Origin of the sequence: Paenibacillus sp. MDMC362 (assembly GCF_003269305.1) — a bacterium.
GTDB lineage: Bacteria > Bacillota > Bacilli > Paenibacillales > Paenibacillaceae > Paenibacillus_AQ.
The window spans coordinates 1-23096 of sequence record NZ_QLYT01000043.1 but is presented as its reverse complement, the minus strand read 5'-3'; the positions used below and the strand labels follow the sequence as shown (position 1 = coordinate 23096).

Below are 23096 nucleotides of genomic sequence, written 5' to 3'. Positions count from 1 at the left end.
TGTTCAACTTGTCATTGATTGTATCCATTCCCATACCGGTTCATAGAAGACCAGAATGCCGATTACGACGGCAAACACCGCTGCAACTAATGCTGCACCGGCTGCTGTGTCCTTAGCCACCCGAGCTAAAACATGTTCTTCTGGCGAAATCAGATCGATAACGGCCTCTACCGCAGTATTTACCAGCTCCGCGATAAATACGAGGGCAATCGCCAATACCAAAAACAACCAACTCATTCGGTCCAATTGCAGCAAAGCTGCTGCGATGAATACAATCAAGGCAGCAGCAATGTGGATTTTCATATTGCGTTCCGTTTTTACAGCCGTCAAGATGCCGCGGATCGCGCACCCAAATGCCCTGTATAACGATTGTCTGTGCGGCTTCACTATCTTGTCAATCCTACTTCTGCAAGCACAGCCTCCTGCTTGCCCATCATTTCCGCTTCGCTCGCCTCATCCTGATGATCATATCCGAGCAAATGCAGAAATCCGTGAACAAACAGAAAACCGAGTTCCCGTTCCAAGGAATGACCGTATTCTTCGCTTTGCAGCTTTGCGCGAGGGACCGAGATAATAATATCACCCAGAACATCCGGCACGCTCTCCAGTTCTTCTCCTTCTTCAAGCTCATAAATGATCTCGAGCTCATCGTTCGTAATTTCATTCATCGCAAAGGAGAGAACGTCGGTCGGACGATCGATTCCCCGGTACTCCCGGTTCAATTCATGGATCTGTTCATCATCGACAAAGGTCAGATCAACCACGCCGTCGGTAACGCCTTCAGCCTCTCCGGCCTTCTGAAGAATCACTTCAAGCAAGGCGATCAAATCCTCGCTAATCTGAAAATCCTCTTGTTCATTATTCCATGCCAGCTGCAGGCTCATTCTTATACGCTCCTTCTCTGTTCCTCACTCGTTGCCGATGTCTCGGAAGCGGTCGGGTTATCGCCATTTGGCGCTGTCGGCTTGGGACGCTTCACATCTTCAGGATACTCGATCCGGGAATGAAAAATCCCCATCACCGTCTCTTTTAACGTCTTGGCGATAATATCCAGTTCCTTCATCGTTAAGTCGCAATCATTAAACTGATGGTCATCCAGGCGGCCTTTGATGATCTTCTCGATCATCGATTCAACCTGTTCCACCGTCGGTTTACGCAATGAACGAACAGCCGCTTCGACGCTGTCGGCTATGCCGACAATCGCAGATTCCTTGGATTGAGCCTTCGGCCCTGGATAACGGAAATCATCTTCAGTAAAATCCAGTTCTATGCCCTGCTCCTCCGCCTGGCGAACCGCTTTATGATAAAAATAGTGTAAAAACGTTGTGCCGTGATGCTGCTCCGCGATATCTCGTATCGGTTTAGGCAGCTTGTACTCCTTGAGCATTTCCACGCCATCCCTTGCGTGAGCAACGATAATGGATTTGCTCAGCTTCGGTTCAATGGAATCATGCGGGTTCTCCATGTTGTTCTGATTCTCGATAAAATAGATCGGACGCTTGGTTTTTCCGATATCATGATAGTAGGATCCGACGCGGCACAGCAGTCCGTTGGCGCCAATCGCTTCCGCCGCAGCTTCGGACAAGTTTCCGACCATGACACTGTGATGATAAGTGCCCGGCGTCTCCGTCAACAGTTTACGGAGCAGCGGATGGTTCGGGTTCGATAATTCCACCAGCTTCAGAGCCGACAGAATACCGAAGGTGACTTCGAAGAACGGCATTAACCCGATAACCAGAATGGCCGTTAACAATCCGCCGGCGATAGCAAAACCGATCGAATACAGCGTTTCACTCGTCGTCCACGTATCGTTATTGAGCAGCAGCATGATAAACACGATCAATGCGCCAAACAGAGAAGCCATAATGCCGCCCTTCAGCATCGTCGACCGTTGGCTCGCGCGGTGAATCGAGAAGATCGCAACGCAGGAAGTCACGGCTGCGAATAACCCGAATTTGAAGTCAAACAATTCACCCTGAACATTCAAGATGACACTTGCCATAATGCTGAAAATGATGACGCTGAAATAAGCCAGCGAGGTTTCCAGCAGCAGGGTAACCAGAATCGCACCAATCGCAACAGGCGCAAGATATCCAACATACATCTGGGAATCGCTTTGCAGAAATGCCGTCAAATGCATCGGAATCAGCGTGATCACATACACCAGGACCAGCATCAACAGCTGCGAGTTGTTGTATTTAAATTTGCCAGGTTCCGACTGTCTTATGAATGTCAGTACGCCCAGCGACAGCAGGACAGACAGGAGGAGAACTCCCAGCTCCGGCCAGTAGTTGACGTCGTCCTTCAGCAGACCATTTTTGCCAAGCAGCTCGTACAGCTCCGGTGTGATAAGCTGACCTTTCGCCACGAGGATATCCCCTTGTTTGATAAATACGGGCGGGGTATTCTCCCTGGCCTCCACCTTCGCATTCTTGGTGGCAACCTCGTCATAGAATTTATTGGCCGTTATCGTTAAACTTGCCAATTCCTGAACAACTTCCCTGGCTGTCCGATCATTCAACGAACTTGTGTTCACTCTCTCCGCCACGCGGGTACGTGCCGTATCGGCATCCACGATTTCGTTCAGCATCAGCCTGGATACAATCTCTCGAGCTACAGGCTTCATCTGAATAATATCTTCCGAATTCAGCCTCGGTATCTTAATGAACGTTTCCTCGGGGATCCGATAGGTTTGTTCTTCGATGACCCGCTGCATTTCCTGAAGCAGCTCTTTGGAATAAGCTTCATTCGTGCTGTTGGCCGACACGAAGTTTTGCACGAATTCTCGAGCCATCCTCGGAATTTCATTACGATAAATTTCGACCTTTTCGCCAGAGCTGATATCGACGTCCTGATTCAAACGTTCAATGCGGTCAAGTATTTGCGTGACCAGAACGTCATTCCGCAAAGGAACGTGAGGGTAAATCGGCTGGACGTTCTCCGCCGCCGCCTCCTGTGCCTTTAGCGTTGCCTTGCTATCCTCAATTTGCACGGGCGCCACGATATTCTTTTCGCTTTTCGTATTGACCTGAATGTCATAGCGTTCCGGCAAAAGCCTAGATGCTAGACTGATATAAAAGAGTAAAGCAAGCAGCAAAAACAGAATATAGCGTGTTGCCACGCTATATTTCCATCCGCTGTTTTTACCCCATATGGACTTGTCCGTCGATGGTTCATTGGAGGCCATTGCGACAATCCCCTTTAATCTTGGTTTTCTGCTGCTTTATCGTAAGCGACGATGATTTTTTGTACTAAAGAGTGACGTACAACATCCTGTTCGGCAAAATAGACGAATCCGACTTCCTCAATTCCGCTTAATATCGTTTTAGCTTCGATTAGTCCTGATTTCTTGCCCCGCGGCAGGTCAATCTGGGTCACGTCCCCGGTTATGACCATCTTCGAGCCGAATCCAAGCCGTGTCAGAAACATCTTCATCTGTTCCGGCGTGGTGTTCTGTGCTTCGTCCAAAATAATAAATGAATCATCCAGCGTCCGCCCGCGCATGTAAGCAAGCGGCGCAATTTCAATCAACCCACGCTCCAGCGCCTTGGCCGTTTGATCCGGGCCCATAACATCGTATAAGGCATCGTACAGCGGTCGGAGGTAAGGATCAACCTTCTCCTGCAGATCACCCGGCAGGAAGCCCAGGCTCTCTCCGGCCTCTACTGCCGGCCTTGTCAGAATGATCCGTTTGACGGATCCTTCCTTCAGCGCGGCAACAGCCAGAACGACGGCCAAGTAGGTTTTCCCTGTTCCGGCAGGACCGATACCGAATACAACATCCCGCTTTTTAATGGTGGTCACATAGTGCTTCTGACCGATGGTTTTTACACGAATAGGCTTGCCCTTGAAGGTTGTCGTGATTTCGCCCTTGTACAGATCCAGCAATTGATCAGCTCTCAGATCCTTGGCGAGTTCTACAGCATAAAGGATATCACGTTCGGTCAAAATGTAGCCGTTGCGCACAAGCTGGAGCAGCACTTCAAACAGCTGCTGAAGACTCTCCACATTTCGATGTTGCCCACGAATCGTGATGACCGCTTCCCGTGAATCTATCGTCGCAGGAATTTCTTTTTCGATTAATTTCAGAAATGTATCTTGTGGTCCGAATAAGGACAGACCTTCTGACGCGCTTTGAAGTAAAATTTGAATGCTGGTCGTTTGCTGTGACAAATAGCCTCATTCTCCTTGATCGTATACTATGGGAAGTTCTTTCGCGATGGTCTCTTCCACCTCAAAAAGCACTTTCATATAAACTTTACCATTCTCTTTCTTATCATGCAAAATTTTTTGGCTTACAAATCTCGAATCGGTCCCATATTTCGCCAAAATATCCCGGCGTGCCCCCTCGATTCCCTCTTTTTTCGCTTCATCCTCGCTTATGGTCCGCTGCACCTCGGTAACCTCCATGATTTTTTCCGTCATCCAGCCTAGCGGAAGCACGCGCGTCCTCCACGTAAGCGGATCATAGAAGGTCAAAGTCTCCTGCTGTGAAAACGGAATATCCCCGTAGCCCCACAGCTGGACGGCCCGATCGCCAAATACGATATACGAACGCTTCTTTCCTTCCCCCGTATATACCTTATGGGTCTTCACCAATGGAATTTCGATATCGTATTCATGCCATACAAGGCCCTTCACTTCCCCTTTGGCTACAATTTGCTCCGAATTTTCCTCGTCCCCAAGGACACCGGAAATCAGAATGTCGCCTTTCTTCACCCGGCTGTTAATCCCTACTTTTGGGACCCCCTTCTCAGCGTAAATATGGGTGATGACAGCATCCTGCGTACTGATTAGATGCCTCGGACTCTGTAGCGGCGGTTTCTCCGGTACGGCCGCCTCTACAATCTGTATGCGTATGCGCGTCCCGTTTCGTTCCACCCCTACCCATGAAGTCCCCGGGAGGCGGGCGGTCATATTCCCGGACAGCTTGTCCATCGATTGCAGCTTGAATATCCATTGAAACGGATATATGCCTTCCAACTTGGCCGCATCAAGCACATCCTCCGAAGCGATCGTTTCATTCCCCTCGACTTCCACGTTCCACACCATCGAGGAAAGCGTGAGCAGGATCATAAAAAACGCAACAACGCCGATAACAAACGCTTTGCGTTTCAACACGCGGCGGGCTTTGAAGGGGTATCCGTAACGCCCCTTGATCCGCGTACGGCAGCCTGTCCGTTTTAACAGCGGACGGAGCCCTTTGAAATCCTTCAGCAGCAGCTTAAGCTCTGCTGAGTGGGCCCCTGTCGGTGTTACATCCCAAACCGGAATCCCCGCCTCCGCCAATGAATTGATGAATGCTTCCACATGCTCACCGCGAACAGCGAGCTTCACATATCCTCGAAGATGGATCATCGTCGGAATCTTCACGGTTTCTCCCCCGTTCCTATGTATTGAATATGATGAATGGTGCCAATGATGGTCACTTCATGGCTTTGAATAGCCTGAATCGCAAGTCCGGCCCCCGAAATCTCCAAAGAACCTTGCGTTAAAGACAACACAAGTCGTTCCTCGGAAAAATGCCGAACTCCGCGATGATTTTCAATATGCAGCTCTTTATTGCCAATCAGGGTCAACCGCGGCAAATCAAATAACAGATCCTGTGGCAAATCAAGCATTTCTTGGGTCCATTTCTGCAGCTTGCGGCTGATGCGGGACATATGGAGACTTTCCCCCTTCCTGTACTGTACACCTTATGCCCCAAGAAGCCGTTTTATGAGATCAAAAGTAAAAAGACCGCCCCGTCAAAAAATCTGACGAGGCGGTCTCCCGCATCTATGAATCTATGAATTGAATCTTATTTACGCATTTCTTGTTCAAGTTATCGGGTCGACTGTCTCGAAAGAATCCGCCAAGTTAACGACGAGGATTCATGGGGCGCTTGGCACGCGGAGTTCCCAGGATTTCGGCCCAAACAATGCCGTTTCGGGCTTGCTCTGCAAGAAACGATCCACTGCCCCTGGACTGTTCATGATTATCATCCCGGCTTTCGACAACCGTTTCCGGTAATGCGATGGTCATCCGGTTCAAATTCGAGTGAATTCGGCTCAAATCCCGCTCCATCATCTCGATTCTATGATCTATGCTATCAGAGTGAGATCTCACTTCTTCCGCACGTCTCGCTCGATCAATCTCTTGATGTTCAAGAGAGTATCCGTTACCGGTATCCATTTCTTCTTCATCCATCCGCTCGATCCGGGTGCTTTCCTGAACAGGTGCCGGACGGGAGGCTTGCGGAGTCGTCTGCACCCGTCTTGCTTCAGGCCGCTGCTGCCCCGGTCTTGCAGGACGGTCCCCTTCGCCGCCGAAAGACGGCATACGGGGATGTTTCCCCTCCTCAGGGTTCTTCCCGCGTCTTCCGAGGGCGGAGATGATGAAGAAGCCTATAACAGCTACAATGTAAAAATTTTCGATTAACCAGCTCACTATAGGCTCACCTCATCGTTACTTGGTTTTGTTGTCTCCGGAATTGTCATTATTCTCACCCATCTTACCGAAGGAACCCCTCATCTGCGTGTCGGCTTCGATATTCTTCAGGTTCATATAATCCATCACGCCCAGTTGGCCGCTGCGAAGCGCTTCAGCCATAGCCAGCGGAACTTGGGATTCCGATTCCACAACGCGTGCTCTCATCTCTACGACGCGAGCCTTCATCTCTTGCTCTTGGGCTACCGCCATCGCTCGGCGTTCTTCCGCCTTCGCCTGGGCAATACGCTTGTCGGCTTCCGCCTGTTCGGTCTGCAAGTATGCACCGATGTTTTTGCCTACATCCACATCCGCGATATCGATGGACAGAATTTCAAATGCGGTTCCTGCATCTAGCCCTTTGGACAGGACCGTTCTTGAGATCAGATCCGGATTTTCAAGGACATCTTTATGCGAATTACTGGAACCTACCGTCGTTACAATCCCTTCACCGACACGAGCAATAATCGTCTCTTCGCCAGCACCCCCGACCAAACGGTCAATGTTGGCACGCACGGTTACACGGGCTTTAACTTTGACTTCAATCCCGTCTTTGGCTACAGCTGCTACCACTGGCGTTTCGATCACGCGAGGGTTAACACTCATTTGCACCGCCTGCAGAACATCACGTCCGGCAAGGTCAATCGCCGCAGCTCTTTCAAACTCGAGCGGAATATTGGCGCGTTGGGCTGCAATCAAGGCATTGACTACCCGGTCTACGTTACCGCCTGCGAGATAGTGACTCTCCAGTTGGTTGATGTTAAGGCCAAGTCCTGCCTTCGTTGCCTTGATGAGCGGATTCACAATCCGGCTTGGGGTTACGCGCCGCAGGCGCATGGCCACCAATGTAATAATCCCGATGCGCACGCCGGAAGCGAGCGCCGAGATCCAGAGCATTAACGGGAAGAAACTGAAAAACACGCTAAGCACGATAATCGCGACAACACCGATTAGAAGAATCGGTACCAATGAACCATCCAATTCCATATTCGTTTACCCTCCATTTAATAAATATTTGCCTTCATCACTTAGAACATTTAAACACTGGCCCTTTTAATACTACACAATTCCGTTACGAGGTTCACCCTTTTTCTTCCTCCACGACAATTCTGGTGCCGTCCGTCTTGATGATGCGGACCGGCCGACCGGAATCGATAAATCCTCCAAGGGTGACTACATCAAGGCGTCGTCCCTCAAGCTCCATCGTTCCAGCCGGTCGCAGCGGCGTGATCGAAGTGCCGACCAGCCCGATAAGTACATCCCGGTCTTCATTCGGAATATACCCTTGCTCTTTAGATAAGCTCTCGCTGAGAATAAACTTCTGCCATATTCCCCGTTCCTTAAATACGAGAGCGACCACGATGATAGCCACCAGGGCACAAGCCGCCCCAATACCTAGGGATAAAGCCACATGAGACGTGCTGTAGGCCGCCATAACAACGCCGGCAATCAAGCTGGCTGATCCAATGATACCCAGTATCCCGAAGCTTGGCACAAACAGCTCCATCGCCAGCATCACGATACCGATCACAAACAGCAGCCAATTCTCCCAACCGGCAAATCCTGCAACCTGGTTACCGAAGAAATACAGTACAAATGCGGTCACCCCTAGAATTCCCGGCACACCAAAGCCCGGAACGATCACTTCGATAATGACACCTGCAATACCGATGAAGAGCAGGAGCGCCATGACACCGGGATGCGTGAGGAAGGTAGCCAGCTTCTCTGAGAAGGTCTGCTCCATCCGAAATACGTCCTGCGTCGAGTAGTCCATCCACGTGATGACTTCTTCCGTGCTGTTCGCAATGGTATCCGCATAGCCCGTCTTCAGCGCTTCATCATGCGTCAACGATATGATCTCGCCGGGTTGCTTCGTCAACCCGACTTCAGGTAAGTCAAGCTTCATCTTGAGATCAGCCATCCCCTTGGCAATCTCCGGATTTCGACCTGAAGCTTCAGCGGCACTCGCCATGCTTGTTTTCCACCAGGAAACCATCTTGGCATCCTCGATCGGATTCCCCCTTGAATCCACCATGTAAGCCGCGCCAATCATGCTGCCTTCCGACATGGCAATCTTGTCTGCGTTCAGCGCAATGTAACTCCCAGCCGATGCGGCATCACCCGTGATGTAGGCTACAATCGGAATATCGCTGGCCTTCATCAAGGATGCAATTTTACCCGCTTGGTCGACCAGGCCTCCCGGCGTATCAATTTCCAGGATGATCAGTCCAGCCGCCATCTTCTCGGCTTCCTTAAATCCACGCTCCATGAAGCTGGTTAAGCCGCGCTCGATCTGCTGCTTGACCGGAATGACATATACCGATCCGATGTTAGCAGCCACGGCGGATTTCATCGGACCTACATACATACCGATTGATATCAGCATCATAACGACGGCTGCCGTGAATGTCAGGAATTTGCGGATCCAAAACGGTCTGCTCATCTGTTCCCCTCCTTTTCGACGTATTAAGCCATCTGTACCCTATACTTCGACAAAACGGGTTCAGCGGCCTGCCTTTTGCATAAGCATATGTATCTACTTGCCCTCATATGGTAGTTACTACGAATCAGAAACGATTTCGTTTCAAAAAGTATGCCCATCCTTAGAAAAAACCATCGCCAATAGGCGGCTCATGAATACATCCCCCCGGATAAAAAGAAAAAACACCCCTTGAGAAAACAAGGGGTGTTTCACTTATGTTGTTACAGAAATTGTTGAACAACTTGATTGACAAGCTTTCCATCTGCACGCCCTTTAACTTTCGGCATGAGAGCGCTCATTACTTTACCCATCTCGGCTTTTGAAGAAGCACCGGTTTCCTGGATGGTCTGCTGTACAATGACTTTAATTTCTTCTTCAGTAAGCTGTTCCGGGAGGTAGGCGCTTAGGAGCTCAATTTCTGCTTTTGCATCGGCGGCAAGATCGTCGCGTCCCGCTTTTTCAAATTCTTGGAGGGCATCTTTGCGCTGTTTGATTTCACGACTAAAAATATCAAGCACTTCGTTGTCATCCAAACTTCGTTTCAAATCTATTTCAAGATTTTTTATCGTCGAACGAACCATTCGAATCGTTGAGAGTTTGAACTTGTCCTTACTCTTCATCGCTTGCTTCATATCTTCGTTCAATCGTTCGCTAAGATTCATGCTAGTTCAGATCCTCCTAAAACTTTCTCTTACGAGCAGCCTCGGACTTTTTCTTGCGCTTTACGCTTGGCTTTTCATAATGCTTGCGTTTCTTCACTTCAGCCAATACGCCATCTTTAGCAATGGAACGCTTGAAGCGACGAAGTGCAGCATCAATTGTCTCGTTTTTGCGAACTTTAGTTTCAGACACCAGTTTTCCCTCCCTCCGACCAGACCGTCCAAGAGCATTAACACGGTTCATCAAACTTCATTATAGGGCAAACGGAAATAAGGTGTCAACCTTAGGCGTCTATTTTACAATAGTCGCAGGAATTGGAACAACCCCGCCGCGACGTTCCGCTGCGAGTCTGATCTGTTTCTTCATTGACCTGATGTTATGTATGCGCGGGCGAAATGCCTGTTAGAGCGCCTAAACGGCGACCGCCCATCAGATGATAGTGCACATGAAACACCGATTGTTCCCCATCAGGTCCGCAGTTGTTAATTAATCGATAACCGCTCTCCGCAATGCCCAGCTTGGCAGCGGCTTCTTTCGCCGCTTTGTGCATCTCGCCAATCAGCAGCAAATCTTCATCCTGAATATCGTTCATGGATGCGATATGCTTTTTGGGAATAATCAGAACATGAACCGGCGCCTCCGGGTTAATGTTTTGAAATACAAGCACTTTATCATTCTCGAGTACTTTCGTGGAAGGAAGCTCCCCCTCTACGATTTTACAAAAAAGACAATCCATTACGGTTACCCCTTTCATACGTTTACATGCTTTTATCATATAAGAAATTAGGGAGTGCGTCCAATAGATGACAATGAGGCCAACACAAAAAAAAGAGAAGCACCCCTGGAACGCAGCTGTCCAGTAAGGAGGCGCTTCATCACGAGAGCAAGGGAAAAGATTGGAGTCTCTCATGATCAAGCGCCTGCCCGGTGCTTCTTATATATGTCGGCTTATCTGTACTATAACAGCGCCATGTAGCTGTTTCCGTGATTTGGATCACATTACCCATGCTACATCGATTCGATGGCAAGCTGCGATCCCGATCCCGCTTGCTCCGCCGGCCGTACGACCAGCTTGCGCGGCAGACGTGCCCGAAGCTCGGGCACGTGACTGATGATGCCAACGGTCAGCTTATCGGTATGGAGCCGCTCAAGCGCGGTGATGACCGTTTCCAGCAGCTCCGGATCCAACGTGCCGAACCCTTCGTCGAGGAAAAAGAACTGCAGCGGATATTGTCCGCGCAGCTGAATCTGCGCCGAAAGTGCCAAAGCCAAGGCCAGTGAGGTCAGAAATGTCTCGCCTCCCGATAGTGTGGATACCGGACGCCGGACGCCGCCGTTGGCATCGTCCCGAATGACGAAGCCTCCACCGGAATCCACCTCAAGCGAATAACGCTGCTTGGTCAAATAACGAAGACGCTGGGAAGCCGACTGACTCACCTGCATCAGCTGTTCTTCCGCAATATATTCAACAAACGCGTTTCCGCGCAAGCAGGACTGCAGTTTGGACAAGCGCTCGCTCTCTCGCTGAAGGCTGAGACGCTGCTCCTCCAATTCCATAAACCGGATGTGACGTTTGTTCAGGTCCTCCAAGTCACGCTCGGCTCGGGCTCTCGCCTGCAGGGCCTCCTCATCGGCTGTTCGGGCCGCCTGAAGCTCGGCTGTGCACCGTTCCCACTCCTCTTCATGAAAAGGGCTGGCACCTAGCTTCTGTTCGACGTCGCGAAGCCTCAGCGTCCATTCCCGCTGCCCTTCCCGATGGGCTTTCACTAACTGTGCGCATCGTTCACTTTCTTCCGCAGTTAAACAGGCTTCCAGGACGGCATGCTCCGTAGCGAACGGCGAGGCAGCCAGCTGGTTCTCCCAGGCAATCTTGGCGGCTTGGTGCTGCTCCTGCGCAGATCTCTCAGCCTGTTCTGCAAGAGCCGCTTCCTTGGCTGCATGCTGGGCCTTCTCTTCTGCCTTCCTGCACTCGCTTCTGGCTTGTTCAGCAGTTTCCTTTAGCAGGGTCATTCTGGTCCGGCATTCGCCGAGCAGCTCTTCAGCCGGCCGGTCGCCGATCCATGCCCGGAGACGCTCTTCCTTATCCTTCAGTCCATCCGCCTTTCCCTCACGCTGAGCATCCCATTGAATCAGCTGCTTCTCCAGCTCACGAAGCTGCTGCTCCAAGCGAAGAACGGCCCGCTTCTTCTCCTCAATAAATGGAACGCTGCGCTCCAGCCCTTCTTTTATGGACTCGGATTCCGCATCCTTCTCTTGCATGAGCTGAAAACGACCGGTAGCCTCCTCCAGAGAGAAGTCTGGCTTGACTTCCTGCCAGGAAGTTATAATGCCTTCAGCTTCAGCTTCCAGCCCTGCTAGCTGATCCCGCAGCTGGTTCCATGTCATTTGCCCATTCTCAAGCACGGCGCTCTGTTTGAGAAGCTCCTGCCGGCATATGAAGAGGCTCTGCTGTACCTTGGACGCTTCCGTACGGCATTGCCCGATGGCTGCAGCCTGGGTTTCGGCTGCTTTTATGAGCCATGCCGTATCCGAAGCAAGCTTTTCTACATCGTACGTTTTATCAGCGGCAGGGATGGTTGACACTGCTGCCTCCATCCACCCTTGTTGCTCCTGCACGTCTAGTTTGACGGCAAACAGCTCGTCATCTGCATACGGCTCAATCTGCGAACGCGTTTGGCTTGCCAGCGCTTCCGCTTCGTTAAGCTGCCCCCGCAGGGTTAATCTGGCCTCCTGGATCTGATGAGTGATCTGTGCCAGCTGATTCATGGTCACATCGAGATGATCCTCAGGGTGCCCTGATGAGACAGCAGGCTGAGGATGATGTTCACTTCCGCAAACCGGACAAGGAGCTCCTTCCCGAAGCTCGGCGGCGAGCGAAAGGGAGAGCGCATGAAGCTGCTTGTTGCGAAGCGAGTCGCTCATCGCCTGGTTTACCTGAGCTGCCGCGGCCGCCATCCGATCGGCAAACGACGAGGCTTCCGCTGCATCACGGTGCAAGCTGTCAGCTTGCACGGAGAGCTGTATGTAGTGCCGCTGCAATTCTTGCTCCTGCTTCTGCAAGGCAATAAATCTTGCTTCTTGCTCCTTCAGCTTGCTCTCCTGCGATTTTAACTCGAGCTCGGCCTTTTGCTTCCGTCTGCCGGCTGACTCAAGGGCTTGGACCTTCTGCATCGCCATATGAAGCGCCTGACGCTCACCAGAGCGGATCTCAAGCCCTTTCAGCTTGGTCTGCAGCTCTTCCTGCCGCTTTTGCCCCCGTTCGAGCAGTTCCTGTTCCTTCTGCAGTTGGGCAGTTACCCCATCAAGCTCTTTGCGTGCGTCCACTCGCTGCGCATCCAGCCTAACCAGTTCTTCCCGTAATCCGTCTCGTTCCCGCTGTAATAAAACAGCTTGCTCCAGCTGCTGCTCCCGAAGCACCAGCTTCGGCTCCTCGGCTCGAAGGGCTGCCTGGGCAGCTTCATCCGCCTTGACGGCTTGCTCCGCCGCTTTTTGGGCGGATGCGGCTTGCGCAGTGAGTCCTTCGGCAATCTGCCTCCGATGATCCCAGGCCTTGCCGGATTCGCGCCAACCTTCAAGCGCAGGAAGAACAGCGGCTGCCGCCCCTGTCAGCTCAAGCCGACGTTCCAGCTGCTTCATCTCTTCCTCATGAAGGGCAAGTTCATCCAGCTTCCCTTGGAGACGCCGTTTTTCCATATCCAACTCACGGATTTTGCCCATAGCTTCATGGGCTTCGATGGCGGCCTGGAGAAGATTCCGGGATGACGCCGCGTGTTTCTTGGCATCCTCCAGCACCGTCGTCGCTTCCGCCAGAGCATCTTTGCCTGCACTGCCCAGCCCTTGCTGTTCAGCTTCGACGGATTTCAGCGAACCCTCTGTATCTTTCACGCGGCGGCTGAGCTTGATCGCAAGCTGGTCTCCGTACCGTTCCAAATGAAACAGCCGCTGAAGCATCTGCCGCCGTTCACTCCCCTTCAGGGAGAGGAATTCAGCAAACTTTCCCTGAGGAAGAACGACCGCTCGGGTAAAATCATCCATTTTAAGTCCAATTTTCTCTTCTACGCAGCGGGTAACTTCGGCCAGTTTATCCGCCATCACCTGATCCCCATCGGGGGCAACGTGGATAAATCGACTCACCGTATTGCTGATGGAGAGCTCATTGACCCGTTTGAATCGGCGTTCTACCCGGTATCGCTCCAATCCGGCAGCGGAAGACAACTCAAACGTAAAAGAGACGGACAAGCTATCCTCCGAATGGTTCATGATGCCCTGGGTTCCATTAACCGCACGCTCCACCTTTCCGTACATGGCTAGCGTAATAGCGTCCAGCAGCGTGGATTTCCCGCTTCCCGTCGGTCCGAAAATACCGAAGAGTCCGGTCTCGCACAACGTCTCAAAATCAATCTCCTGCGCATCTCGATAACTTTGCAGTCCGGATAGCTTCAACAAGATCGGTTTCATCTACGACTTCACCTCCGTCCCGTCAGGCTCCTCTTCCTCTACAAGCTCCAGAAACAAATCGACCAGATGATCCTCGGGCTCCGCCCCGCCGGTTTGCCGCTGGTAGAACTTTCGGAACAGGTCCGGCAGCGGCAGCCGGGAGCGTTCGCTCTCCAGCTCCAGCGCCTCCATCTCCGGGTAAACCGGACGAATGTGAACAATGCCGTCCCTGCTCTTTCGAAGTCGCTGAATGTCGGCAAGCCCCATGGCCTCCGTCAGGGATATCTCCAGATCTATGAAAGCTTCTGGATCACGCCCTTCATCCAGCCATCGATACACTTCTTCCAGGCCGCCCTTGGCCTTCCAGCGAACAAGCGGGCGGCCGCTGCTAAGAAACAGCTCCTCGATCACGGGGGCTCCTCCTGGCGATACGTCAACCAGGGTCACCGATTTGGCCTGTCCCGCTTCCGAGAAGCTATAGGCCAGCGGTGAACCGCTGTATCGGATGATCCCCTCCCCTTTTACTGCCTGAGAACGATGCAGATGGCCAAGCGCCGTATAGGATGCACCTACAGAAAGTGCCAACGGATCAACCGTGTACGCTCCACCGACCTGAATCGGTCGCTCGGAATCACTCTCGACGCCGCCAAGCACATAGATATGGCTCATGGCCAGATTGACCGTCTGCGGAGAAAAATCCCTCGCCATCTTCCTCATCAGTTGTCCGACTCTCACGCTATAGGCACGGCGGAGCTGATCCTCATCTCCATCGATCGACAGCAGCTCGTTGAGCCTGGCCTCCGACGGATAAGGGAGTGCCGCAATCTTGGCCGTTTCTCCGGTACGTGCCGCTGCAACGGTGACCGCATCGGCAACAGGAGTCCCGATCAGCGTTATGCCCCTGGTTGCAACAAGCGGCGTGACCGATGCAACCCGTTCCGGCTGATCGTGGTTGCCTGCAATGACCACCATAGGGCGCCCCCCCTCCGTGAGCCTGGCAGCCGCATCGTAGAACAGCTGCTCCGCCGCCGCTGGCGGATTTACGGAATCATAGACGTCCCCCGCCATGAGGATCAAATCGGCCTGCTCTTCATCTGCCAGCTTAACCAGTTCATCCAGAAAGCGCTCCTGCTCTGCAAGCCTGCTCCGCCCTTCGAGCGTGCGTCCCAGATGCCAGTCACCGGTATGCAAAATACGCATCGCTAATCTCCTCTCCCGCTTCAAACTTCCACATATAACCAATAAAAATGCTAGAGTTGTACGGCATGTCCCCCATCAAAAAAGTACAGCCATTTTTCATGAACGGACTCGCCCAAAATATCCTCCAAGGCCTTCGCATATAGATCCAGCTGAAAGCGATACTGCTCGGCCAAGGCAAAAACGCCGCCGCGATGCTCCAACACCCGGTCTGTTTTATAATCCAGCAGCACAAGTCTCCCGTTATGCCTGAACAGGCAGTCCACAACCCCTTGGATCAGCACGGTTTCGTCCTGAAGGAGCTGCGCATCCGGGGCTGCTTCGGCCGCTTGGTCCGAGATTTGGTCCATGAAAGCGAGCCCTTGATAAGCTTCAACTGCTGGGAGTGCGTATGAAAACGGCATCTCGCGCCAGACATCCTCTGCAGTCAGCAGCTGCTCCCCTACCTCGCAAGCAAAAAGGCCGCTGATCTCCTGAGCTTCCACTGCGGCTGCCTGCTCGCCTGTTAAGATTTCTTTTTCTACAAGGTAGCGGATCGTGTCTTCGATCTCCGTCGTTGGTTCCGCAGTTCCCTCCAGCCGTTCAAGAGGCACATGCTGCATGATCGTATGATACACGGTTCCCCGTTCCGCGGGTGTCAGCTTCGTTGACTCGATAAACTTCGGCCGCCGCAAGTTCAGTGTGAAGGAAGCGTCTCCCCCGATGTTTTCCTTGCTCTGACGTTTTACAGCCTGCTCCTGAAGCAGATCGAGGGAAGGGCTGTCCTGCAAGGCAAGCAGCTTCTTCATCTCCGTTACGGACGTTTTGGCGGAAATTTGACTAACCGTTTCATATCGATAACTCCAAGACAAACGCTCATAGATGCCTGCACGTTGACCGTCTCCACCCTTATCTTCCGATTCGGCTATACCAGCCACCGGAACAACCGGCTCGAGCTTGCGCAGGGCAGTCAGCTTATTCATCCGATCGTCGCTATCCGCCCGCGTGTCTTCCTCAATGCCGGTCATGCCCTGCGCCAAGGATTCCGGCGTCTCGATCGAAAATATCCATTGCGATCGATCTTCCCCCAACACGCGTGAGCTTGTCTCCTCGGATAATCCCGCCTTTTCGCGGAGCACACCCGCGGATGGATGGCGTATCACGGCCGGACCGATCCAATCCAAGTAACTCCGGCCCCGGGCAAGAACGTAATCCGGCAGAAGAAGCTCCGGGTTAAAATCGGCTTGTGCCCACGCAGTTACCTTCTTCGGCAAATCCTTCACCGTGCCGACCAGGATCATTTTCTCTTTAGGCCGGGTAAGAGCAACGTAAAGCACACGCATCTCCTCAGCCAACAGCTCCAGCTGTGACCTGCGCCGGATCGCCAGATTAGGCAGCGTCGGATAGCTAACGCGCATGCCTTCATCTACAAACTTCGGTCCAAAGCCTAGCTCCTTATGCATCAGGAAAGGGGAATTCAAATCCTGCTGGTTGAAATTTTTGGATAATCCCGCTACAAAAACAACCGGGAACTCCAGCCCCTTACTCTTGTGGATGGTCATCAGGCGCACCGCGTTGCCCTGACTTTCCGTACCGCCGGCCGTGCCGAGATCCCCGCCTCGCTCCCGTAGCCGGGAGATAAAGGTCAGGAAGCGGAAGAGCCCTCTGGAGGCTGTATCCTGTTCATACTGCACGGCCCTGTCATACAAAGCAGTCAGATTGCCCTGACGCTGCTTGCCGCCGGGCAGACCGCCAACCCAATCCAAATAGCCGGTTTCACTGTAAATTCGCCAGATCAGATCGCTCAAACTTCCTTGACGGGCTTCCTGCCGCCAGCGCTGAAGCCGATCCATAAACAATCCGAGCTTTGAGCCAAGCTCCGGGGATATTTCGATATTCTGACCTTCCGCTGATGGCGGAGCATCCGAAAGAAGGCTGCCAACCACAAGCTCATGACCTGCTGCTGCTTCGGCCAAGCCTTCCAGTTCTACGCCTGGGGTCCATTTGCCATCCACAAAGCCCACAGGGCGCGCCGAATCCATGACCGACGGGACGCTGCTTAACGCGACTGCCGCTTGAAGTGCATCGTAATAAGTCCCTTTGGCACACAGGCGCACCTGTGCCATCTCTTCCTCGGATAATCCGAGGATGGGCGAGCGCAATACGGAAGCCAGGGGAATATCCTGCCGAGGATTATCAATCACCTGCAGCAGCGATAAGATGATCTCCACTTCCGTCGCCTGAAAATATCCTTTGTTCTGCTCGCCAAACGCCGGAATTCCTTCCTGACGCAGCTCCTCTATAATTAACGGTGCCCATACCATGGCTGAGCGCAGCAAAATAACCATGTCCCCGTACCCTGCGGGCCGCATCGATTTCAGTCCCTTATCGTACACCATGAGCGGCTTCCCGCTTTCGCCTGTCATCTCACGGATTCTGCGGGCAATGGCGCGAGCCTCCAGCTGGGCGGTTTCCATTTCAAGCGCCTCAACCTCAAGATGAGCCCCGTCTTCCTCGGAAGCCGAGTCTTCGGACTGCTCCTCCGCCCCTTTTCCAAGGCGGTCAATCAGGAGCAATTCAGGGATGTAAGGGTTCGTCCCATCCTGAATCTCCTGCTCCGGAAAGGAAGCGCCGCATACAAGCTCAGCCCGGGCATCATAGGCAATCTCGGCTACGGATTCATTCATGATCTGCCGGAACAGCAAATTGACGGCATCCACCACTTCCATCCGGCTGCGGAAATTACGGGCCAAATCAATCCGAATGCCGGCTTGAGCCGTGCTCGCGTCGGAAGAGAACGTCTTATATTTATCGAGAAACAGTCCCGGCTCCGCCAAGCGGAACCGATAAATACTCTGCTTCACGTCTCCGACCATAAACCGGTTGCCCGGCATTTCCCGGGAGATCAATCGTACAATGTCTTCCTGTACGCTATTCGTATCCTGATATTCGTCAAGCAGCACTTCATCAAACTGCTCGCGATATTCCATCGCCGCATCGGAAGGCATCATATGGCCCGGCACGGAATCGGGGTGGCGAAGAATATGGAGGCAATAATGCTCAAGGTCGTTAAAGTCGACCATGCCTTTGGCTGCCTTAGCCTCCCGGTATCGCTCGCCAAAAGTGATAACCGTCTCGGACAGCTCCATCATCAGCGGCGCTGCCGTATGAAGTTCCTGTAAAAACTCCGATGCCGGACGGCCAAACAATGCACTTTTCAGTTCGTTGACAATTTTCTTCACGTTATCCCGCAATTCCTTAACCTGTTCCTGGAGCTCCGGCAGCACCTCATCCTTCCGAACGGATTTGAGCTTGCCGAAAGACGCCTCGCGGAAAATGCCGTACAACGATTCCCATGGCGAAATATCGATGGCCTCGAGCAGGGAGGCGACCAGCCGCAAGTCGTCATCCAGATTGTCCACATACGGCGCAGGACCTCCAGGCTGCATGGCGATCGCCCTGGCTTGCTGCAGCAACCCGGCTGCTCCATTCAAGGCCAACCGCGCATCCGCCAATATGCTTTGAACCCATGGCGTTTGCCCAAGAGCCTCCGTATCTTGCACCTGGAAGCCGGCAGCCGTTTCCCTAAGCCAATGTGCCGGCCAAGAATGGCTGCGGGAGAAATCGTAGAGACGCTGCACGAGTCGGTACAGCGCGTCATCTGTTCGCTCGCCGCTAAACCAGTCCGCCAATCTTACAAAACGACTCTCCGAATCGTCCTCGGCCTCGCCGTATTTCTCTTCGAACAGCTCCTCCAGCAAGTCCTGCCGCATGATATCCGCCTCATGTTCATTCAGAATGCGGAATCCCGGATCCAGAGGTATTAACTGATAATATCGCCGAATGACTTCCATGCAAAAGGAATGCAGCGTTGTAATCGACGCCCTGCCAAGCAAAGCGAGCTGGCGCCGGATATGCTCATTGTCCGGATCCCGGTCCAGCTCACGGTCAAGCGCTTCCCGAATCCGTCCCCGCATTTCGGCAGCCGCTGCCTTGGTAAACGTAGCCACAAGAAGCCGGTCAACACTGAACCCCGCGGAATCGTCGAGGATTTTGCGAATGATCCGTTCAACCAGCACGGCGGTCTTCCCTGAACCAGCCGCAGCTGCAACCAGCATGTCATCGCCCGAGAGCGCGATGGCTTTCCACTGGTCGTCACTCCACATGCTGCCCTCGGGTTTTGCTATCATCTCTCTCACCGGCTCTCTCCTCCCTTCGGATGTCCAAGCATTTCCCAAACCTGATCTTTACCCGGTTTACCGAGCAGCTGATATTCGCTGCCCTCAATTGCATCGTCGAACTGGCATACAGGCCGGAAGGAACAGTACGTGCAGGCCGTCTCCTGCTGAATCCGGTACGGCACAATCGCGACATCGCCTCCCGTAATTCTGGAACCGATATTCAGCATGTTCTCCCGCACGGCGGACAACAAGGTCTTCCACTGGTCAGGCGTTGCCACGGCCGCGCTGCTGTAGAAGCTGCCGTCCGTTTTGACGGCGACAGGCAGAATGGTCGAGTGCCCTTTTTCAAGGAACGAATCCATGAGGGAAACCGCTTCGCGGTCTGCCAGCAGCAGGCCCTTCATTTTGTATCGTTTGAGCAGCTCTTCTGCCGCCTGCTCCGGCGTCATGCCGTTTGCGGACTGCAGGATTGGATCATGCACGTGGAAATACAAGGTTCCGGCAGGCAAGGCTTGCTCGCCGAGCCAGTCCTCCGCAAACGTCAGCAGCACGTCCAGATAGGTCAGCATCTGCAAGGATAACCCGTAATAGACCTCATGCAATCGCAGATCCTTCTGGCTGGATTTATAATCAATGACCCGAAGCATAATCCCATGCTCTCCGCGTGCCATGTCGACCCGGTCAATGCGCCCGACAATCTCCATTTTGACCCCGTTCGGCAATTCAAACGTCAGCGGCGGCAGCGGCTTCCCGGGACCGAAATCGAGCTCGAGACCGATCGGCTCAAATTTGCCCCGCCTTGCTTGTTCGCCCAAAATTACGGACGCTCTGCCCACGATGTTTTTCAGCTTGCGCGATATATATCCGTATCGCTTGGAGCTCAATAGAATTTCACCCTGCAGCATGGGTGCAAGCCGATCGACCGTTGCTTCCGCCTCGCGCAGGCATTCCTCTGCGGTCAAGTCTCCCCAGCTTCGATGCTGTGATTGAAACTTCACGGCCATGCTGCTTAAGGCAGCATGAAACAGCTGCCCGATGTCAGGAGCTTGAAGACGGTACAACTGCCGTTCTCTCAGCTTCAAACCATGGGAAGCAAAATGGGAAAACGGACACGCAACAAAGCGCTCCATCCGGGATACGCTTGTCCGCAGCTTCGTTCCGTACAACTGCCTGCTGGTTTCCTGCTTAAGCGGCCGGGCTTCATTCCGGTAAGACAAGGACGAGAGCATCGAAGAAAGTCGCGGCCTTAATTCCGGCTGTTCCGCATACCAATTGTACACATGCCACCAAAAGCCCGGAATCTCCTCTCCATTCCTCCAGTCACGAAGCCGCCCCGTTAAATAAGCAAGCGTCTTATCCGGACGGGCTGCATAATGCTCCTGCTCGCTGGCCGATTGCCCGGCATGCGGTCTTGGAAACAAAGGGACCTCTTCCATCTGAAACATCAGCTTCAAATGGCGTATGACCTCGGACGGCAGCAACGTCTTGCCTTCATCGTCCGCCGCAGGATAGCTGACCCACAGCTGCTTGCTGGCCGAAGTCAGAGCATTATAAATCAGGAACCGTTCATCCAGCAGTCTGCGGGATATGCTTGGAGCAAGCTCCAAGCCGCGGTCTTCGAGCTGAACACGCTCCGGTTCTGTCAGGATCCCATCGTCCTGGAACTGGGCTGGGAGAACACCATCGTTAATGCCGAGCAGAAAAGCATATTTCACCCCGCCCGTCCGTGTCCGATCCATGCTGCCGATCAGCACTTGATCCAGAGAAGGAGGCACCAGGGCCATTTTCATCTCCGTAAGTCCCGTACCCAGCACGCCCGTGAACAATTCGGTGCTCACCTTCTCCGTACCCATCATCTCCACAATCTGATCGAGCAGGTCAAGCACTGCCCCCCATACCTGGCGATGCTCCCTGGCTTCCTCAGGACGCCCGGCATCCAGAGCAGCGCGGCTTAACAGCTCGAGCTTCTCAGGAACAGCGGCTTCCTCCAGAAGCCGGTAGACCGCCGTGCTCTGATCCGTTGCACTCGTTGCCTTCTTCATCCGCTTCTCAAACGCATGCAGCGGCTCCGTAATCACCTTTCTGGCATACTCAATCGCCTGCATCCCATCCGGATTGCGTACCTCACTCTCTCCGTCTTCTAAGGAGAGACTTGGGATCCCCTTCCAGGGACGTCCATCCGTCCAGCGCGTGCCCTGGATTCCGGAAGCCAGCACATGGTTCTCCAGGCGGTCCATGTCCTCACGGGTAAGCGATCCGTCCAGCGGCAGCAGCAGATCCGTCTTCACGCAGCGGAATACGTCCTCATAACGCCAGCGGCGACCGATGATATCCAGCGCAGAGCGAATAAATTCGACCAGCGGATGATGGAGCTCGCTTCGCTTCTGATCCAGAAAATAAGGAACGCCGTGTTCCCTGAACAAAGGACCTATCAGATGCTCATATTCTCCCATATTCCGGACAAACACGGCCATTTCCCGGTATCTTGCTCCTTCTTCCCGGGCGAGTCGCACCATTTCGCGTAAAGCCCCTTCAATTTCAGCCCGGCGGTGACTGGCAGCATGCAGAAGAAGACCTGCCCTGCTGCCATCCGGATGGCTCACTGTAACTCCGTCACGGGCAGCTCCCGTCCAACGTTTCTTCCGATCATAACCGCGCTCGAGATGGGCAAGCAGAGGGGATTCTTGGAACCGCGGAAGAACATCGGGTTGCAGAATACGATGCTCCATATCCACCCCCATCTCATTGGCAATGCCTTCAAGCTTTATGTACGTCACCGCGGTAGGATGAAAGAGATCCAGCTCATGCGGAACATTCCCGTTCGTATAAGGCTTGTCCAGTGTCAACGCAATCGTTACTCGGTTGGCATGCGTCATAATTTCCCGGAGCACCCGGTACTCCTGCGGCGTAAAGCCATGGAAGCCATCGATCCAAATGTCTGCGCGCTTGATATACTCCGATTGGGTCACGCCTTCTGCCAATGAGGCCAGCGTATCTTCCTCATCCATATAGAACCTTGAAATCTCAAGCTCAAAATCGCGAAAGACCGTAACGATGTCCTCCAGCTTGCGCTGAAGCATCGGAGAATTCCCAGAGCCTGACAGCATCTGTCCCAGCTGCTCCTCCACGCAGGCAGCGTCAATGCAATAGCGCTTCATCTCCGTATACAGCTCGCTCAGCTTACCGACAAAACCATGCTGCTCTCCCGAAGCACCGAACAATTGGAGCTCTTCTTTGCGCCTCCGCAAAATTTTGTACAGCAGCATGCGCTTGCCTTCTTCGCTGATCGCCACCTTCGCGGCCCCTCCGGTTTCCTGCATGACACGGTAAGCCAGTCGGCGGAAACTGAGCACTTGCGCGCGCATCATCCCGCGAATGCCTCCTGCATTAACGAGTGCGTGCTCCGCTTCATAGGACCCTTGCTCGGGAACGATCAGTATCATCGGATTCCCCTTGGGATCTTGCTCCAATCGTTCGATCATCTCTTGGCGGATCGACGTGCTCTTGCCGCTGCCCGACCTGCCAATAACAAATTGAACGCTCATGCTATGCCTCCTTTACATCGTCTCCGAAAAGGACTCCTTCACCCTCCGAAACAAGCTGCGTGTCCGGTGAAATCATGCCCTTGAATCTATTAGAGGTTGTTCAAAAAGTCCGCTTTTGATCACGAAGCGAATCAGGAAGCAGCTCGG

Annotated in this window: 16 protein-coding genes; all 16 read right to left on the bottom strand. The window is 53.1% G+C overall.

Annotation, left to right across the window (positions count from 1 at the left end):
* Positions 1-3 precede the first annotated feature (3 nt).
* On the bottom strand, positions 4-387 hold the full coding sequence (locus DP091_RS21610) for a diacylglycerol kinase family protein (RefSeq protein ID WP_113060212.1): 384 nt from the start codon (positions 385-387) through the stop codon (positions 4-6).
* Entirely contained in the window at positions 387-884 is a 498-nt protein-coding gene (ybeY, locus tag DP091_RS21605) for an rRNA maturation RNase YbeY (RefSeq protein WP_113060211.1), read from the bottom strand. Before ybeY ends, DP091_RS21610 begins: the two co-directional genes overlap by 1 nt.
* A gap of 2 nt (positions 885-886) precedes the next feature.
* Positions 887-3187, bottom strand: a complete 2301-nt coding sequence (locus DP091_RS21600) for an HD family phosphohydrolase (protein ID WP_113060210.1) — start codon at positions 3185-3187, stop codon at positions 887-889.
* Between the two features lie 14 nt (positions 3188-3201).
* A complete protein-coding gene (locus DP091_RS21595) occupies positions 3202-4173 on the bottom strand; it encodes a PhoH family protein (RefSeq protein ID WP_113060209.1) in 972 nt (323 codons plus the stop codon).
* A gap of 6 nt (positions 4174-4179) precedes the next feature.
* Entirely contained in the window at positions 4180-5373 is a 1194-nt protein-coding gene (gene yqfD / locus DP091_RS21590) for a sporulation protein YqfD (protein WP_113060208.1), read from the bottom strand.
* On the bottom strand, positions 5370-5663 hold the full coding sequence (gene yqfC / locus DP091_RS21585; protein WP_113060207.1) for a sporulation protein YqfC: 294 nt from the start codon (positions 5661-5663) through the stop codon (positions 5370-5372). Before yqfC ends, yqfD begins: the two co-directional genes overlap by 4 nt.
* A 196-nt stretch (positions 5664-5859) precedes the next feature.
* The gene (locus DP091_RS21580) at positions 5860-6429 is read right to left on the bottom strand and encodes a hypothetical protein (RefSeq protein WP_113060206.1); all 570 of its coding nucleotides are present in this window, start codon (positions 6427-6429) and stop codon (positions 5860-5862) included.
* Between the two features lie 18 nt (positions 6430-6447).
* Positions 6448-7455: a flotillin-like protein FloA gene (gene floA / locus DP091_RS21575; protein ID WP_113060205.1), complete on the bottom strand. Its 1008-nt coding sequence runs from the start codon at positions 7453-7455 to the stop codon at positions 6448-6450.
* Between the two features lie 94 nt (positions 7456-7549).
* Positions 7550-8911: an NfeD family protein gene (locus DP091_RS21570; RefSeq protein ID WP_113060204.1), complete on the bottom strand. Its 1362-nt coding sequence runs from the start codon at positions 8909-8911 to the stop codon at positions 7550-7552.
* Between the two features lie 260 nt (positions 8912-9171).
* Positions 9172-9612 (bottom strand): GatB/YqeY domain-containing protein, encoded by a 441-nt coding sequence (locus DP091_RS21565; RefSeq protein ID WP_006209020.1) that lies wholly within the window; start codon positions 9610-9612, stop codon positions 9172-9174.
* 16 nt (positions 9613-9628) lie between these two features.
* Entirely contained in the window at positions 9629-9802 is a 174-nt protein-coding gene (gene rpsU / locus DP091_RS21560) for a 30S ribosomal protein S21 (protein WP_005547957.1), read from the bottom strand.
* A gap of 184 nt (positions 9803-9986) precedes the next feature.
* Entirely contained in the window at positions 9987-10346 is a 360-nt protein-coding gene (locus DP091_RS21555) for a histidine triad nucleotide-binding protein (RefSeq protein WP_071222932.1), read from the bottom strand.
* A gap of 272 nt (positions 10347-10618) precedes the next feature.
* A complete protein-coding gene (locus DP091_RS21550; RefSeq protein WP_113060203.1) occupies positions 10619-14068 on the bottom strand; it encodes an AAA family ATPase in 3450 nt (1149 codons plus the stop codon).
* Positions 14069-15247, bottom strand: a complete 1179-nt coding sequence (locus DP091_RS21545; RefSeq protein ID WP_113060202.1) for an exonuclease SbcCD subunit D — start codon at positions 15245-15247, stop codon at positions 14069-14071.
* A gap of 50 nt (positions 15248-15297) precedes the next feature.
* Positions 15298-19413, bottom strand: a complete 4116-nt coding sequence (gene addA, locus DP091_RS21540; protein WP_113060220.1) for a helicase-exonuclease AddAB subunit AddA — start codon at positions 19411-19413, stop codon at positions 15298-15300.
* A gap of 5 nt (positions 19414-19418) precedes the next feature.
* Positions 19419-22949 (bottom strand): helicase-exonuclease AddAB subunit AddB, encoded by a 3531-nt coding sequence (addB, locus tag DP091_RS21535; RefSeq protein ID WP_113060201.1) that lies wholly within the window; start codon positions 22947-22949, stop codon positions 19419-19421.
* Positions 22950-23096 lie beyond the last annotated feature (147 nt).

Coding starts and splice junctions, on each gene's coding strand:
- DP091_RS21550 (WP_113060203.1), bottom strand. CDS start 14,068: ATGAAACCGATCTTGTTGAAGCTATCCGGACTGCAAAGTTATCGAGAT.
- DP091_RS21570 (WP_113060204.1), bottom strand. CDS start 8,911: ATGAGCAGACCGTTTTGGATCCGCAAATTCCTGACATTCACGGCAGCC.
- DP091_RS21565 (WP_006209020.1), bottom strand. CDS start 9,612: ATGAATCTTAGCGAACGATTGAACGAAGATATGAAGCAAGCGATGAAG.
- DP091_RS21600 (WP_113060210.1), bottom strand. CDS start 3,187: ATGGCCTCCAATGAACCATCGACGGACAAGTCCATATGGGGTAAAAAC.
- DP091_RS21555 (WP_071222932.1), bottom strand. CDS start 10,346: ATGGATTGTCTTTTTTGTAAAATCGTAGAGGGGGAGCTTCCTTCCACG.
- addB (WP_113060201.1), bottom strand. CDS start 22,949: ATGAGCGTTCAATTTGTTATTGGCAGGTCGGGCAGCGGCAAGAGCACG.
- yqfC (WP_113060207.1), bottom strand. CDS start 5,663: ATGTCCCGCATCAGCCGCAAGCTGCAGAAATGGACCCAAGAAATGCTT.
- DP091_RS21545 (WP_113060202.1), bottom strand. CDS start 15,247: ATGCGTATTTTGCATACCGGTGACTGGCATCTGGGACGCACGCTCGAA.
- floA (WP_113060205.1), bottom strand. CDS start 7,455: ATGGAATTGGATGGTTCATTGGTACCGATTCTTCTAATCGGTGTTGTC.
- addA (WP_113060220.1), bottom strand. CDS start 19,413: ATGATAGCAAAACCCGAGGGCAGCATGTGGAGTGACGACCAGTGGAAA.
- ybeY (WP_113060211.1), bottom strand. CDS start 884: ATGAGCCTGCAGCTGGCATGGAATAATGAACAAGAGGATTTTCAGATT.